17 protein-coding genes are annotated in these 13,635 nt (G+C 37.8%); 13 read left to right on the forward strand and 4 right to left on the reverse strand.

Annotation, left to right across the window (positions count from 1 at the left end; translation table 11 throughout):
* The first annotated feature begins 273 nt into the window (after positions 1-273).
* The 3 genes from tkt to IMZ31_RS09020 all read left to right on the forward strand — a co-directional run bounded on the left by tkt (position 274) and on the right by IMZ31_RS09020 (position 3,234).
* A complete protein-coding gene (gene tkt, locus IMZ31_RS09010; protein ID WP_207530160.1) occupies positions 274-2,268 on the forward strand; it encodes a transketolase in 1,995 nt (664 codons plus the stop codon).
* 229 nt (positions 2,269-2,497) lie between these two features.
* The gene (sirA, locus tag IMZ31_RS09015; protein ID WP_207530161.1) at positions 2,498-2,935 is read left to right on the forward strand and encodes a sporulation inhibitor of replication protein SirA; all 438 of its coding nucleotides are present in this window, start codon (positions 2,498-2,500) and stop codon (positions 2,933-2,935) included.
* Between the two features lie 71 nt (positions 2,936-3,006).
* The gene (locus IMZ31_RS09020; RefSeq protein WP_036778920.1) at positions 3,007-3,234 is read left to right on the forward strand and encodes a YneF family protein; all 228 of its coding nucleotides are present in this window, start codon (positions 3,007-3,009) and stop codon (positions 3,232-3,234) included.
* A gap of 59 nt (positions 3,235-3,293) precedes the next feature.
* Here IMZ31_RS09020 and IMZ31_RS09025 read toward each other — a convergent pair whose 3' ends face one another.
* The gene (locus IMZ31_RS09025) at positions 3,294-3,521 is read right to left on the reverse strand and encodes a hypothetical protein (RefSeq protein WP_036778923.1); all 228 of its coding nucleotides are present in this window, start codon (positions 3,519-3,521) and stop codon (positions 3,294-3,296) included.
* Between the two features lie 199 nt (positions 3,522-3,720).
* Here IMZ31_RS09025 and IMZ31_RS09030 point away from each other — a divergent pair, with 199 nt between their 5' ends.
* From IMZ31_RS09030 to IMZ31_RS09045, 4 genes are all read left to right on the forward strand, one after another.
* Entirely contained in the window at positions 3,721-4,422 is a 702-nt protein-coding gene (locus tag IMZ31_RS09030; RefSeq protein ID WP_207530162.1) for a cytochrome c biogenesis CcdA family protein, read from the forward strand.
* 66 nt (positions 4,423-4,488) lie between these two features.
* Positions 4,489-4,914 (forward strand): Na(+)/H(+) antiporter subunit B, encoded by a 426-nt coding sequence (locus IMZ31_RS09035; protein WP_207530163.1) that lies wholly within the window; start codon positions 4,489-4,491, stop codon positions 4,912-4,914.
* Between the two features lie 30 nt (positions 4,915-4,944).
* Entirely contained in the window at positions 4,945-5,301 is a 357-nt protein-coding gene (locus IMZ31_RS09040; protein WP_207530164.1) for a response regulator, read from the forward strand.
* Positions 5,302-5,352: 51 nt separating this feature from the next.
* A complete protein-coding gene (locus IMZ31_RS09045; protein ID WP_207530165.1) occupies positions 5,353-5,850 on the forward strand; it encodes a CcdC family protein in 498 nt (165 codons plus the stop codon).
* 46 nt (positions 5,851-5,896) lie between these two features.
* On the opposite strand, the gene IMZ31_RS09050 is transcribed toward IMZ31_RS09045, so the two are convergent.
* Positions 5,897-6,325 (reverse strand): DUF2621 domain-containing protein, encoded by a 429-nt coding sequence (locus tag IMZ31_RS09050; RefSeq protein WP_207530166.1) that lies wholly within the window; start codon positions 6,323-6,325, stop codon positions 5,897-5,899.
* A 271-nt stretch (positions 6,326-6,596) separates the two neighbouring features.
* On the opposite strand from IMZ31_RS09050, the gene IMZ31_RS09055 reads away from it, so the two are divergent.
* On the forward strand, positions 6,597-7,703 hold the full coding sequence (locus tag IMZ31_RS09055) for an ATP-binding protein (protein WP_242705685.1): 1,107 nt from the start codon (positions 6,597-6,599) through the stop codon (positions 7,701-7,703).
* A gap of 78 nt (positions 7,704-7,781) precedes the next feature.
* A complete protein-coding gene (locus tag IMZ31_RS09060; RefSeq protein ID WP_207530167.1) occupies positions 7,782-8,147 on the forward strand; it encodes a hypothetical protein in 366 nt (121 codons plus the stop codon).
* Between the two features lie 40 nt (positions 8,148-8,187).
* Here IMZ31_RS09060 and IMZ31_RS09065 read toward each other — a convergent pair whose 3' ends face one another.
* On the reverse strand, positions 8,188-8,340 hold the full coding sequence (locus IMZ31_RS09065) for a small acid-soluble spore protein P (RefSeq protein ID WP_036778942.1): 153 nt from the start codon (positions 8,338-8,340) through the stop codon (positions 8,188-8,190).
* Between the two features lie 117 nt (positions 8,341-8,457).
* Here IMZ31_RS09065 and IMZ31_RS09070 point away from each other — a divergent pair, with 117 nt between their 5' ends.
* Positions 8,458-8,718, forward strand: coding sequence for a hypothetical protein (locus IMZ31_RS09070; RefSeq protein ID WP_036778944.1), 261 nt, complete (start codon positions 8,458-8,460; stop codon positions 8,716-8,718).
* Between the two features lie 358 nt (positions 8,719-9,076).
* Here the strand turns inward: IMZ31_RS09070 and sspO are convergent, their stop codons facing one another.
* Positions 9,077-9,229, reverse strand: a complete 153-nt coding sequence (sspO, locus tag IMZ31_RS09075) for a small acid-soluble spore protein SspO (RefSeq protein WP_036778946.1) — start codon at positions 9,227-9,229, stop codon at positions 9,077-9,079.
* Between the two features lie 188 nt (positions 9,230-9,417).
* Here sspO and acnA point away from each other — a divergent pair, with 188 nt between their 5' ends.
* From acnA to IMZ31_RS09090, 3 genes are all read left to right on the forward strand, one after another.
* A complete protein-coding gene (gene acnA / locus IMZ31_RS09080; protein WP_207530168.1) occupies positions 9,418-12,132 on the forward strand; it encodes an aconitate hydratase AcnA in 2,715 nt (904 codons plus the stop codon).
* A gap of 223 nt (positions 12,133-12,355) precedes the next feature.
* Positions 12,356-13,024, forward strand: coding sequence for a hypothetical protein (locus IMZ31_RS09085; protein ID WP_207530169.1), 669 nt, complete (start codon positions 12,356-12,358; stop codon positions 13,022-13,024).
* On the forward strand, positions 13,021-13,599 hold the full coding sequence (locus IMZ31_RS09090) for a TlpA family protein disulfide reductase (protein WP_207530170.1): 579 nt from the start codon (positions 13,021-13,023) through the stop codon (positions 13,597-13,599). The genes IMZ31_RS09085 and IMZ31_RS09090 overlap by 4 nt, the downstream gene beginning before the upstream one ends.
* Positions 13,600-13,635 lie beyond the last annotated feature (36 nt).

The following is a 13,635-nucleotide window of genomic DNA, read 5'->3' on the forward strand; positions in this document are numbered from 1 at the left end:
TTCTTCGAACGATCCCAAACACTCATAAACGCAACGGCCCGAGCCTTTCAACAAAGTCTTTATTCTACTGTGCAAGAAAGAAGTGGCTGAGGGGGAATTCCAAATCATAAAACCGTTCTATGCATAAGAAAGGCTTTATACTCACAATTTAAACTAGTCAAGAAAAAGAATTTTCGACTCTTTTTTCTTGGAATGCTTGTCACTTAAACGATTTCATTATAGTATTTAGACTGTACATAGTTCGCGTAATGCGAAATTGAAAGGGGCAAATTCATGACACATCAAACAGAACAACAATCTATTAATACGATCCGCACACTTTCTATTGATGCGGTAGAAAAAGCTAATTCAGGTCACCCAGGTATGCCAATGGGTGCTGCTCCAATGGCTTATACACTTTGGACTGATTTCATGCAGCATAATCCAAAAAACTCTAACTGGTTCAATCGTGACCGCTTTGTTTTATCAGCAGGTCATGGTTCCATGCTTCTATATAGCTTACTTCATTTATCTGGTTATAACGTAACGATTGATGATCTTAAAAACTTCCGTCAATGGGGATCAAAAACTCCAGGTCACCCAGAATATGGCCATACAGACGGTGTTGAAGCTACAACAGGGCCACTAGGACAAGGTGTAGCAATGGCTGTAGGAATGGCTATGGCTGAATCTCATCTAAGTGCAAAATACAATAAAGATAACTTTGAAGTAGTTGATCATTATACGTACTCTATTTGTGGTGATGGAGACTTAATGGAAGGTGTTTCTCAGGAAGCAGCTTCACTAGCAGGCCACTTAGGACTAGGAAAACTTGTTGTACTTTATGACTCCAACGATATTTCATTAGATGGTGACTTACACCGTTCATTCTCAGAGTCTGTAGAAGATCGTTTCAAAGCTTATGGCTGGCAAGTTATTCGCGTTGAAGATGGCAATGACACTGCGGCACTTCGCAAATCTATTGAAGAAGCAAAAGCTAATACAGATCAACCGACTCTAATTGAAGTGAAAACTGTAATTGGATATGGTTCTCCTAATAAATCAGGAAAATCTGCTTCTCACGGTGCTCCACTAGGAGAAGAAGAAGCGAATCTGACTAAGGAACATTACAAGTGGGGCCACGAACCATTTAACGTTCCACAAGATGTGTACCAGGACTTTGAAACGAAAGTTCAAACTCGTGGTGCAGATGCAGAAGCGAAATGGAATGACTTAGTAAAACAGTACAAAGAAGCATATCCGGAACTAGCAGAAGAATTTACTCGTGCTATCAACGGGGAACTTCCTTCTGATTGGGATAAAGAACTTCCTCAATATACACCAGGAGAGGACAAACTTGCTACAAGAGCAGCTTCTGGTGAAATGATTAATGCTTTATCTAAACAAGTTCCAAACTTCTTCGGAGGCAGTGCGGATCTTGCGGGGTCTAATAAGACAACCGTAAACGGAGAAGAGGATTTCTCTCGTAACAATTATGCAGGTCGTAATATTTGGTTTGGTGTACGTGAATTTGCTATGGCTTCAGCAATGAATGGTATGGCTCTTCACGGTGGATTAAAAGTGTATGGCGGTACATTCTTTGTCTTTAGTGACTATTTACGTCCAGCTGTTCGTCTTTCTGCATTAATGGGTGTGCCTGTCACTTATGTATTTACCCACGACTCAATTGCTGTTGGGGAAGATGGTCCAACACACGAACCAATTGAACAATTGCCATCGTTACGTGCAATGCCTGGTTTATCTGTTGTTCGACCGGCTGATGGTGTAGAAACAGAGGCAGCATGGCGCCTTGCTCTTGAATCTACATCAACACCTTCTGCTCTTGTTTTAACTCGTCAAGGGTTACCGACACTTGAAGGCTCAAGTTATGAAGGCGTTAAGAAAGGTGCTTATGTAGTGAGCCCAGCAAATAAAGAAGAACCAGATTGCCTGCTTCTAGCAACTGGCTCTGAAGTTCAGCTAGCGGTACGTGCTCAAGAGAGTCTTCGTGAAAAAGGCGTTGAAGCAAGTGTAGTTAGCATGCCTTCATGGGATCGCTTTAACGCTCAGAATAAAGACTATAAAGAAGAAGTGTTACCAAGCAGTGTGAAAGCGCGCCTAGCTATTGAAATGGCTTCTCCGCTCGGCTGGGAGCGTTACGTAGGTCTTGAAGGAGATGTACTGGGTATTGAAACATTCGGTGCTTCGGCTCCTGGTGACCAAGTTATGGAAGAGTACGGGTTCACAGTTGAAAATGTAGTGAACCGGGTTGAAAACCTTCTAAAATAAACTCTCTTTAAAGCCTGTAAAAGCAATCTTTTACAGGCTTTTTATTTTGTATTAGATAATGTTAAATTTCAAATTCTGTCTTTTGTTTTGAAGATGAGTCAAATCGAAAGGGTGAAGATAAGTGGGGTCACCTATTAAATTCGACAAAACTTTCGGTACATCTGTGACGAAATTAGACACATAATTTCTTCCAAATCGGGTAGAATGTCACTAATAAGGGGGACATGCTATGCGCGAATATGCTTTATTTTGGATTAAGGACGAATTTTCAAGCCACTATTTTCATAAAACCAATGTTTTATTTGACTTTTTGAAAGAATGGAAATACAACCCTGATCACACGTTGTCTACTACACAATTTCAGTATGTCACAAAGCCAATTCCGCTAGATATGTTAGTCCATTACGTCACAGAAAAAAATCGCAAACCTGTAGAAATGACTTATTATCAAAATAAAATGTCGTTTGTCATTCAGTGTAAAGGTCAAAATATTCGTTTAACACAAATGGGTGATCGAGAAGTACGGATTACCGCTGAGAGCCTTCACCAAGCGGAAACGATGATCTTTGAGACACTTCGCACATTCAATCATTCTTTTTTTATTATGGATGAAGATATGAGACAGTATGGATGGATTGCTCCTATTAAAAAGGAAGCGATTCTCTAGCCTACTATTGTATTATCCTCCTCAATTTACTATAATATTTGAGAGACAACATGAAGGAGGAAATTTGTACGATGTCCTTAGGTATTGTTTGGGTAATTGTAATTGCCGTTGTAACGCTACTTGCTGGCGTAGCGCTAGGTTTCTTTATCGCCAGAAAGTACATGATGAACTACTTGAAGAAAAACCCACCGATTAATGAACAAATGTTACGTACATTGATGATGCAGATGGGTCAGAAACCATCGCAGAAGAAAATTAATCAAATGATGCGTGCTATGAATAACCAACAACAAAAATAAACTTCAAAACGCACAAAAAATCCTTCTCTTAAAGATAAGAGAAGGATTTTAATTATGGATTAATGATTGTGTAACTTTGAATCTCTCTCATTGTAATGAGAAGTGATCCAATTTTTTAATTGAGTCAGTATAGCAAATGACCAAACGAAATTAATAGTAAGGACACCCGCTAACAAGGAAAGGTCATGGTAAACGATATAATCATAAGGTTTTACAGCCACAATGATGGTAGACTGAACAATTAGAAGAATGATACTTGCAATCAGGGAAGCCGTGATCCGCACCATACAGTAGTCCTCCTCTTTTTAAAAGGGTTCCTTTTAGTAATTTTAATATACATTATATTCACAATTTGTTCAATTTTTAATCACATTTTTGTCAATTTAAAAAAACAGATCAATCATAGTGTTTCAAAAGGTTATTGTTTACAATGTAAAGGGGGAGTTTTAAATTTTAACATCAATCTAAAATAAAGGAGCTTTACTTATGGATCTTAATTTGCTTTTAACCTTTGGGGCTGGATTTTTGTCATTTATATCTCCTTGTGTGTTACCCTTATATCCAGCATTCCTCTCATATATAACGGGAATGAGTGTAAATGAACTGAAATCAGAGAATGCTATGCTTAATAGGCGAAGCGTCCTACATACGGTTTTGTTTTTACTTGGTTTTTCAAGTATTTTTATTTTTTTAGGGTATTCCACCTCTTTTATTGGCGAGTTTTTTTATCAGTATCAGGACCTGATTAGACAATTAGGGGCAATTTTAATTATCTTTTTTGGTTTTGTCATTATCGGAGTATTTAATTTTGAATTTTTGATGAAAGACCGTAAAATTACATTTAAGAACCGCCCAGGCGGTTATGCTGGTTCTTTCCTAATTGGCATGGCTTTTTCAATGGGATGGACACCTTGTACTGGTCCAATTTTGGCAGCGGTTTTAACACTTGCAGCTCAAAATCCTGAAAGCGGTATGATCTATTTAATTACGTATTCATTAGGATTTTCTGTACCCTTCTTAATTTTGTCATTCTTTATTGGTCGAATAAACTGGATCAAACGCCATAGTGCTCGAATTGTCAAAGTTGGTGGATATATCATGATATTTATGGGTATCTTTTTGTTCTTTGATTTGATGACTAAGCTAACCTCATACCTAGCTGGTTTATTTGGTTTTAGTGGTTTCTAATCGATGATGGCATTCAGGGCACATTTATATTATTATAGAACTATGTTTGGAAAAGGAGAAAACTAAATGCGTACAAACGATCTAATACTACGAACAACCACAATACTGATTGCTTTTATTTTGTTAGCATTTTCAATTTACCTATTTTTAGCAGGACATAATGCTCCTGGTGGAGGGTTCATTGGGGGGCTGATGACATCAGCGGCATTCGTTTTAATGTATATGACGTATGGCTATGACCAAGTTAAAAAGATTATACCTGTCAACTTTCGTTTTATGATTCCGGTAGGACTTCTCATTGCAGTTTTAACAGGTGCGGGATCCTTTTTATTCGGTGAGCCTTTCTTAAGTCAAACATTTGCTCATTTACACCATGTTCCTATCTTCGGTGAGATGGAGCTTGCTACAGCAATGATATTTGATCTAGGAGTTTATCTAACGGTCGTAGGTATTACACTAACCATTATACTATCTATTGCTAACGATCAATAAGGGGTTTATCGCGCAAGGGGGGAGACATCTTTGGCTAACATATTAGTTGTCGATGATGCTAAATTTATGAGAATGACGCTAGGAACAATTTTAGAAAAAGGGAATCACAGGGTTGTTGGTGAAGCTGAAGATGGGCATGAAGCTATTGAAATGTTTCAAGAACTCAAGCCTGATTTAGTAACTATGGACATTACAATGCCGGAGGTAAACGGACTCGAAGCAGTCGAATCAATCTTATCATCTCATCCATCTGCTAAAATTATAATGTGCTCTGCTATGGGACAACAAAAAATGGTGGTGGAGGCAATTGAAAGAGGGGCAAAAGATTTTATCGTGAAGCCCTTTGATGAAACAAGAGTCCTAGACGCCATTAAGCGAGTCTTATAAAAGAGCGAGAGAAAATACATATAATTAAGACATTCGAAGAGGGTTGATTTCATGTTTTGGGCGATAGCCAGTACCTTGGGTGCAGCCATAATGGCAACAACGATGATATTTGTTCGAATGCGAGCTTCCAAGAAGCCTGCATCTGTAAAGAAGATAATATTACCACCATTTTTCATGAGCACAGGCGCTTTAATGTTTATTTTTGAACCATTCAGGGTTGAATGGATGCAAGTGTTAGAGGCGTTTTCAGTAGGTGTATTCTTCTCTTTTTTTCTAATTAAAACATCAACATTTGAAGTTAGAGATAATGATATTTATTTAAAGCCTTCAAAAGCTTTCGTTTTTATTTTATTTGGATTGCTTATTCTCCGAATCATTTTGAAGTTAATTATTGGACAGACCGTCTCTTTAGGGGAGACAAGTGGAATGTTTTTCTTATTAGCTTTTGGGATGATTTTAACGTGGCGTATCGCGATGTTAGTAAAATATATTCGATTACAAAAGAAGCTAGATGCTGGGGTCAGTGAAAAATGGAATGCTACAAATTAAAGAGACCTGCAACAATCTGTTGCAGGTCTTTTTATAGGATCTTATCCTATTGTTCAAAGAGTGGTTGATAAGGTTGAATATCGATATTTTTTTCATGTAACGTTTTCTTCAAAAATTTATGATCCCTTTTAGGTGTGGCCAGTATATACCCTTCAATAATAATCTCTTGTGTAATTGCATTAGCTTTTTTTTGTAGGGCAACTTCAGCAATGCGAGCTGCAATCTTCTGTTTAGCTACATCTCGAAATAACTCAGGGACAGGCGTTACAAGCTCTTCTAAAAACTGTTTTTGTTCGTCTCCCCACATATGTAGGGTTTGGTCAATATAATGTTCTTCCCAATCAATAATGGATTTCCCGTCTTCTTTTGGTAAACGCTTTAAGAACTTACGAAACATAAAGAATCCACCAATGGCTAATAAGATTACCATTATGACGGTCCAGCCAAGGATTAATAAAGCGAAGGTAGCGTTCATCCAATCACCTTTTCCGTTGTAATAAACATACCTCTAGTATAGAACAGGTTATGATAGGATTCAATATACACAACCACTTTATACCATCATTTAAAACTTATGAAAGGAATAGTTTCTGGTTTAAGAGAATAGAATGGCAATGAGTTAAAATGATGTTTTCAGACAAAAAACTTCTAGTTTTTTGAAGTTTTTTAAGTAGTTTTCTTGAACGTTGTTAATTTAGTGGGATAAAATGTTATTATGTGTTGTAAGGAAGAGGAGGGCAGGTCGGATGAAGGATAAATCAGAACAAACGTCCATAGAACATCAATATACCGATTCTATGGTCTCATATACGTCATTAGCTGATCTTCCACCTGTATTCCAAAGGTGGATTGATTCTTATGGGTTTGACCTAATAAGTGTATGTGACCAGCAAGGGGTCATTCAATATGTTACCGCTTCCTCAAAGAGGTTAATTGGCTATCCAAAAGATGTATTATTAGGTACATACAGTTTGGATTATGTTTCCCCTCAAGATAAACATCGGTTACTTAAATTACATAGAAGCAACGAAATTGGTGAATTAGTGACCTCTGAAGTGCAGGTTAAACATCGTTCAGGAACCTATGTGTGGGTAGAGGTTGTCTCTTCAGTCGTTTACGATCCTAATACGCATTCTCATGTTTTTATCGCTGTATTAAGAGATATTTCAGATCGCAAAGAAGCTGAAGAAATGATGATTCGTTCAGAGAAGATGTCAGTAGCAGGTCAATTAGCAGCTGGAATTGCACATGAAATCAGGAACCCTCTAACCTCTTTGAAAGGGTTTCTGCAATTGTTACAAGCAGGGATCGAGGGAAAAGATGAATACTATTCAATTATGGGAGAAGAAATCGACAAAATTGAAAATATTACATCAGAATTATTATTTATTTCTAAACCGATGACAAACGACCCTAAAGAAGAGTCTGTTCTTTCTTTAATGAAAGATGTTTGCAAGTTGATGGAAACACAAGCTCATTTACATAATGTCAACCTCACTATAAAACAAGGCGAGCCAATTAAGGTATACTGTGACCGATCCCAAATTAAACAAGTATTCATTAATATTATTAAAAATGCCATTGAAGTAATGAGTGAGAGCGGTGGAACAGTGACTATTAATGTTTATAAGAGGAATGATACAGCTTGTATGGACATAGTTGATGAAGGTCCTGGAATTCCCGTTCATTTAATTGACAAAATTAAAGAACCATTCTTTACAACCAAGAAAAATGGTACAGGGCTTGGCTTGATGATTACCAATCAAATTTTAGAAAAACATAAGGGGAGCCTAAACATTTTGGACAATGAACCAAGGGGTAGCATATTCCGGATATCTCTACCTCTTCAATAGGGAACTGTTCTAAGCTATTGATTGAACGCCCCTCATCTGACGCCTGGTTTGCCAAAAGATATGATGGAGGAATACACTGTGATTAAAAAAGATATCAAAGATGAAGTAGTTGAGAGTGTTTATGAAAGGTATTTAATTCATTATCCTGAACTATTTGTTTATTATGATGAAACAAAATTAGCACATATTAAACAAGATACTTACTATCATCTGGAGCACTTAGAGGCTACTTGGCCAATAAAGATGGATATCATCTTTTTAGACTATGTTGATTGGGTGGATTCTGTTTTATCTAGCAGAGGCGTAGAAACAAGGTTATTACAAGATTGCTTTGTATGGATGAAAGAAATTTTGTCAACTTATGAATCATCAGAAGAAATTGCTTATTATATTACTTTGTTAGATCAAGCTTGTAATCAATTACAAAGCGAAAAGAGTAAATAAAGGAGGACCAAAGCCATACAGGTTTGGTCCTTTATTTATGCTACATATCATGAGATGAGTGGTTCTTCTGACGCGTGTGATTTCGGTTTTTCACTTTATGAGAACCACTAGTTGGTTCCCCGTATGGTTGTTTTGGGCCTTTAGGTAATGAAACACGATCTTGTTGCTTGGGACCTTTTGGTTTACCAGACATAATCATCTCTCCTTTCAATATTAGATTTCGACGTTTCATTCACTTTTATACAAGTGAAGGTATGGAAAGAGTAAATGTACATACACTAACCAGGAAATCACCAAAAGGAGTGGAAATATGCCTTATCATAAAAATAAACAACAAGCCTTTCAAGCAGCGCAACAAGGTTACGAACAAGCCATTGATGCAAACGAAACACGGCTTCAATCTGTAGACCAAGCTGATTATGGTAAAGAATTAGCGCACTTAACCCAAGAAGTAAATGAAGCGTATCAACAAATTGACAAAGCACTGGAAGTAGCCAGTGAACACCAATATGAGCAGCTTAAACAGTATCAAAATCAGTTGACTCAAATTATGTCCGAATTAGAGCAATAAGAAAGTGTCCTTCCCTTACGGGTGAGGACACTTTTTTAATGGTGTAAGAAATGAGTGATGAGTGGAAAGGCCAAAGCATCGTATAGGCTTTCTCTCTCCGGTCGATCAGTCATCATCAATTCGCCTATGGCTCATTGTGATTCCTTGATCTCACTGCGGGTCAGTCCAGTCTATACGTTGCTAAGCAGGCACTTACGCTTTAGTTACATCCAGCTTCAGTGCCCAGCAACTAGTAGACTTCCTTCCCCTCCGGTCGATAAGTCAACATCGATTCGCTAAAGCTCATCGTGTTTCCTTTATCTCACTGCGGCTCAGTCCAGTCTATACGTTGCTAAACGGGCACTTACGCTTTAGTTTCTTACTGATTTTTTTTGCGTTTTTTATTATTTTGACGTTCTTCAGCGCTTAGTGGATGCTGTGGTGTTTCTTCGTTGTACCCAGCACCTTGTCCTTGTGCAGAAGCGTCATTCATGCCTGGTCTTACATGGTTAGCTTTACGTTTTTGGCTCATCTCGTTCACCTCCATTCTTATTATGAGGAAAAATTCGACGAAATATTTTACTTATAAATCGTTTTCATTTAAAATGAAAGTTGCAGAATTTTTCTTTCAATTCTTAATTGGAAGTCAAACAATGGGGGATCAATGAGACGTAGTATTCGTTTCATAGGTTTCATTATCATTGAGGGGGTAAAAAGAATATGGCAGTAAATGATGCTTACAATTCGCGCAAGCAATTTGAACTTAACGGAAAAACGTACAACTATTACCAATTAAAAGCGCTAGAGGAAGCTGGATACGGAAAAATTTCTCGTCTTCCATATTCCATTCGCGTTTTACTTGAATCTGTACTACGCCAATATGATGGTGAAGTGATTCAAAAAGAACATGTAGAAAAATTAGCAAAGTGGGGAGAAAAAGATTCTGAAAGCGTAGACGTTCCTTTTAAACCGTCTCGCGTTATCCTTCAGGACTTTACTGGTGTACCTGCTGTAGTAGACCTTGCTTCTTTACGTAAGGCAATGGTTGATATGGGAGGAAGTCCCGACAAAATTAACCCCGAGGTGCCTGTAGACCTGGTTATTGACCACTCGGTACAAGTTGATAAATATGGTACACAGGATGCCCTTCAAGTTAATATGGAACTAGAATTTGAGCGTAACAAAGAGCGCTATGAATTTCTAAATTGGGCTAAAAAGGCCTTTGATAACTATGAAGCAGTTCCACCAGCAACAGGAATTGTTCACCAGGTGAACCTTGAGTACATTGCGAACGTGGTACATGCTTTAGAAAATGAAAACGGTGAATTTGAAACATATCCTGACACATTAGTGGGTACTGACTCACACACAACGATGATTAATGGTTTAGGTGTATTAGGTTGGGGTGTTGGTGGTATTGAAGCTGAAGCAGGAATGCTTGGGCAGCCATCCTATTTCCCTGCTCCAGAAGTAATTGGAGTGAAATTAACAGGCGGTTTCCCTCAAGGAACCACTGCAACTGACTTAGCACTAAAAGTTACCCAAAAACTTCGTGAGAAAAATGTTGTAGGGAAGTTTGTTGAATTCTTCGGACCTGGATTAAAAGATATGCCGCTCGCTGATCGTGCAACGATTTCTAATATGGCGCCTGAATATGGTGCGACTTGTGGCTTCTTCCCAGTAGATGAAGAATCTCTTGAATACTTACGCTTAACTGGACGTAGTGAAGAACAGATCAAGATTGTAGAACAGTATTGCAAAGAAAATGACTTGTTCTACTCTCCAGAATTCGCTGATCCAGAATTTACGGAACTTGTTGAGATCGATTTAACTGAACTTGAGCCAAACTTATCTGGACCTAAGCGTCCACAAGATTTAATTCCTTTATCTGAAATGAAAAAATCATTTAATCATGCATTAACAGCGCCTGAAGGGAATCAAGGCTTCGGTCTAACAGAGAAAGAAAAAGAAAAAGAAGTGACCATCGAACATCCAAATGGTAAATCTTCTACTATGAAAACAGGCTCTGTAGCTATTGCAGCCATTACGTCTTGTACAAATACTTCAAACCCACACGTTATGTTGGGTGCTGGACTCGTAGCTAAGAAAGCTGTTGAGAAAGGCTTAGAAGTACCTGAATACGTTAAGACCTCTCTTGCGCCAGGCTCTAAAGTTGTAACAAGATATTTAGAAGACTCCGGCCTAATGGAGTACCTGCAGCATCTTGGATTTAACCTTGTGGGATATGGCTGTACAACATGTATCGGTAACTCAGGACCACTTGCAGAAGAAATTGAGGAAGCAATTGCTCAAAATGATTTAACTGTATCTTCTGTTCTTTCTGGTAACCGTAACTTTGAAGGGCGTATACATCCATTAGTGAAAGCAAACTATTTGGCTTCACCTCCACTTGTTGTAGCGTATGCATTAGCAGGTACAGTTGATGTTGACCTTAAGAATGATCCAGTCGGCACAGATAAGGATGGAAAGCCAGTTTACTTTGATGATATCTGGCCATCTATTGATGAGATCAAAGCAGAGATTGATAAAAATGTTAACCCTGAAATCTTCCGTAAAGAATACGAAAATGTATTTGATTCAAACGAAAAATGGAATCAAATTGATACAACAGATGAGCCTTTGTATGATTGGGACGAGAATTCTACTTATATTCAAAACCCTCCATTCTTCGAAGGGCTTTCAAAAGATCTTGAATCTGTGAAGAGCCTTAATAATTTACGAATGGTTGGTAAGTTCGGCGATTCAGTTACAACCGACCACATTTCTCCAGCAGGAGCGATTGCTAAAGATATGCCAGCAGGTCAATATCTTCAGGACAAAGGTGTTTCTCCACGAAACTTTAACTCTTATGGTTCTCGTCGAGGAAATCATGAAGTTATGATGCGTGGTACGTTTGCTAATATTCGCATTCGTAACCAATTAGCTCCAGGAACTGAAGGCGGCTATACAACTTACTGGCCTACTGGTGATGTAATGCCAATTTACGATGCTGCTATGAAGTACCAACAAGATGGTACACCACTAATCGTCGTAGCTGGTAAAGACTATGGTATGGGAAGTTCTCGTGACTGGGCTGCTAAAGGTACCAACTTATTAGGAATTAAAACAGTTATTGCTGAAAGCTTTGAGCGTATTCACCGTTCAAACCTTGTCATGATGGGCGTGCTTCCGCTACAGTTTAAAGCAGGTGACAGTGCTGATTCGCTAGGTTTAACAGGTCAGGAAACGTTTAATGTGGAAATTGACGAATCTGTTCAACCACACGATGAAGTGAAGGTTGTTGCAACAGATGAGAAAGGCAATAAAACTGAGTTTAATGTTATAGCTCGTTTCGATAGTCCTGTAGAAATTGATTACTACCGTAACGGTGGTATTCTTCAAAAAGTTCTACGAGACAAAATGGCATCTAAATAAAACCTTTTCTAAAGCAGCTGCTGTACTAGCAGCTGCTTTTTATTTATTGGTTTTATAAAGGAATACCTAGAAATTGGTATTATTTAGTTTGTCCATTTTGAAGATAAATCATGCAATTTTAAGGAACGATTTGACAATTTAGTTACATTGGGGGGTATAAGCTTTACACAAAATTGAATCCACTATAGTATATAAAGTACTATGTTTTAGTAGGAGTTGAAGTATGGGATTTCCTTCACTAACAATCGGTCCAATCTTTATTCAAAGTACATACTTAATATGGGGTTTAGGAGCTGTTGTAGCATTTCTTTGGATTATAATAATAAACATATATCATAAGAATTCTCATGGGCGTTTCTTTGCTTTGGAGTGGATTCAATCTCTATTACTAATAGCGGTCATCTGGAAGTTTAGCTATGTCATTAATCACCCCATTAAGGCTATTCAATCACCAGAGAAAATGCTTTTCTTAAATGGTGGGACTCTTGGACTCGTTTCAGGGATTATTATTTCATTTATTGTTTATATAAGATCTATACATAAAGCAGGCTTTTCACTTATCTATTCCATCAATTTATGGATGTCAGCTCAATTACTATGGCTAGGAACTACACAAATAGCTTTTACGTTAGGGTTTACAGTTTATAATACCCCTTTGTGGTTGTATGGATATTTAGTAGTTCTTGCGTTATCTTACTTTTTTGTAAAGAACATGTATCATTATAGAATCATCGTTTATTATACCCAATTGGCCCTTTTGGGCTGGGTTTCTTACAGAGTATTCTTTACGACTATACGTTTAGGGGATTTAGCTGTTTGGTTTTCGTTTGCAATGATTATAGGAATATCTTATGTAGATTATGCGATAAATAAAGGACGTGAAGCCATATGATAAAACGAATATTTGGCGCAGTTGTAATACTTGTGTTGTTTGGATTCGCTATAATAAATGTATTGCAAAAAGATGAGACAGGAGGAGAAGCTGTCACATTGGATAATAAGAACGGGACAGCCATGCAAACCCCAAATGGTCCTGAAGGATTAAAAATAGGGGAGTATGCGCCGAATTTTACAGTAACGACTTTCGAGGGAAAAGAAGTGAAACTTTCGGACTTAAAAGGTAAAAAAGTATTTTTAAATTTCTGGGCGACATGGTGTCCACCTTGTCGTGTAGAAATGCCTGAGATGCAAAGGTTTTATGAAGAATATGGAGAAGAGGTAGAGATTATGGCTGTAAATGTTACTTCAACTGAGAAAAGTGTGAAGGATGTTACCTCTTACGTTCATAATGAAGGCTTTACGTTTCCCATTTATTTAGACCGTGAACGAAATGCTGCAGATCAATACCGTATCCCTGGCTATCCAACCACTTATTTTATAGGGACAGATGGAAAAATACAGAGTAAGGCGTATATTGGAGCGATGGATTACGACTTTATGAAGAAAATGAAGAATAAATTAGACTAAGGTGGGTATATTTTCTGACAATTCAGCCGATCCTGA

The organism is Pontibacillus sp. ALD_SL1, from assembly GCF_017355605.1.

Bases quoted from the DNA above. Each gene is read 5' to 3' on its own strand.
- tkt (WP_207530160.1), top strand. From the start codon at position 274: ATGACACATCAAACAGAACAACAATCTATTAATACGATCCGCACACTT.
- sirA (WP_207530161.1), top strand. From the start codon at position 2,498: ATGCGCGAATATGCTTTATTTTGGATTAAGGACGAATTTTCAAGCCAC.
- IMZ31_RS09020 (WP_036778920.1), top strand. From the start codon at position 3,007: ATGTCCTTAGGTATTGTTTGGGTAATTGTAATTGCCGTTGTAACGCTA.
- IMZ31_RS09025 (WP_036778923.1), bottom strand. From the start codon at position 3,521: ATGGTGCGGATCACGGCTTCCCTGATTGCAAGTATCATTCTTCTAATT.
- IMZ31_RS09030 (WP_207530162.1), top strand. From the start codon at position 3,721: ATGGATCTTAATTTGCTTTTAACCTTTGGGGCTGGATTTTTGTCATTT.
- IMZ31_RS09035 (WP_207530163.1), top strand. From the start codon at position 4,489: ATGCGTACAAACGATCTAATACTACGAACAACCACAATACTGATTGCT.
- IMZ31_RS09045 (WP_207530165.1), top strand. From the start codon at position 5,353: ATGTTTTGGGCGATAGCCAGTACCTTGGGTGCAGCCATAATGGCAACA.
- IMZ31_RS09050 (WP_207530166.1), bottom strand. From the start codon at position 6,325: ATGAACGCTACCTTCGCTTTATTAATCCTTGGCTGGACCGTCATAATG.
- IMZ31_RS09055 (WP_242705685.1), top strand. From the start codon at position 6,597: ATGAAGGATAAATCAGAACAAACGTCCATAGAACATCAATATACCGAT.
- IMZ31_RS09065 (WP_036778942.1), bottom strand. From the start codon at position 8,340: ATGTCTGGTAAACCAAAAGGTCCCAAGCAACAAGATCGTGTTTCATTA.
- IMZ31_RS09070 (WP_036778944.1), top strand. From the start codon at position 8,458: ATGCCTTATCATAAAAATAAACAACAAGCCTTTCAAGCAGCGCAACAA.
- sspO (WP_036778946.1), bottom strand. From the start codon at position 9,229: ATGAGCCAAAAACGTAAAGCTAACCATGTAAGACCAGGCATGAATGAC.
- acnA (WP_207530168.1), top strand. From the start codon at position 9,418: ATGGCAGTAAATGATGCTTACAATTCGCGCAAGCAATTTGAACTTAAC.
- IMZ31_RS09085 (WP_207530169.1), top strand. From the start codon at position 12,356: ATGGGATTTCCTTCACTAACAATCGGTCCAATCTTTATTCAAAGTACA.
- IMZ31_RS09090 (WP_207530170.1), top strand. From the start codon at position 13,021: ATGATAAAACGAATATTTGGCGCAGTTGTAATACTTGTGTTGTTTGGA.